General features: G+C 34.0%; 1 pseudogene. It reads right to left on the minus strand.

From position 1 onward, the window contains the following. Positions 1 to 941: 941 nt before the first annotated feature. Positions 942 to 1,163 (minus strand): annotated as a pseudogene (locus I6E72_RS19820) (transposase); the annotation flags it as partial.

Genomic DNA, 1,163 nt, shown 5'->3' on the forward strand with positions numbered 1-1,163 from the left:
GTAAACTAAATGCCTTGAGCGCTGGGGCTGAAATTATAAGAAAAGAATTATTAGAAAAGAACTAGAAAAGTAGCTTTAAAATACAAATTGTAAACAATAACAGCTGTCGCACCATACCATAGTGAAATCCATAAACATGGTGCGTTAGTTAAAACCTACCAAAGAACAAAGTTTAGGTTAGTTATTTAATTTTTTTTATTAAAAAGCTCTAGCCTGTTTTTTGAAAAATCGATAACTGCTTGCTGGCTGAACAAGATTGGTTTGTTAGGTGCGCTGTTCATTTAAACTGAATCTTGTTTCTTACAAGTTCAAAAATACACGCCCCAGTTAAAACTGCATATACACCTAGAATAAAGTAAAACATAGTTGGGCTGGTTTCAAGTGAGTAATCTTCGCCTCCTTTGGGAGAAACTTGACCAGTAAGTAGATCGTGAATGAAGAGAAAGGTAAAAAATAGACCACAAGAAACCAAAAGTATCTTGTCAGATTTTGAGTGTTTTTTCATAAACTATTTTCAGCCAATTTTCCTTTTGAGAAGCTTTAGCAAAATTCGAAACAACTGCCTTTTGCTTGTAGCACCTAACAATTTTGTCTACGATATTTGTCGTTTTATAAACCGACAAATGTCCACATATCACAATGCATTTATCTTAACCATCAAATAAACACCTGTAAACAATTAGTTAACTTTAAGGTTTTTTCCTTAATGTAGAAATACACAGAAACAAATACAAACCTGACAGCCACCTTAATCGAACAAACAAAACTGTGCCACTAAATTAGCCAATCAGGTTCAAAATTTATCTTTGATTACTGGGTCACTTTCATTTCATCTAATAAATAAGTCATTAGCACGCTAAAACCTGAATTACACGCATGATAATAACTACATAATTACAGTTTTAATGTTTACTGAATGGTTTTACTGAGTAGTTTAAGTTTTATGCGAGTAACTTTTCGCAGTTGCTAATATTTGTTCGCCGTTTCCGCTTTAAATGTTCACAGTAACTTGCTTGTGAAGTGGGCCTACCTACTGCACCATGGAATACGCGCGTAAATTGTGTGGTGAGTTTTAACCAGTTTTCGGGGGATATATTAAGCCTTTCTAACAAAGGAAGGTTCATATTATCAATATGCCCACGCTTATCCTCTCGTATTATTCG

Origin of the sequence: Pseudoalteromonas sp. NSLLW24, from assembly GCF_015864725.1 — a bacterium.
GTDB lineage: Bacteria > Pseudomonadota > Gammaproteobacteria > Enterobacterales > Alteromonadaceae > Pseudoalteromonas > Pseudoalteromonas arctica.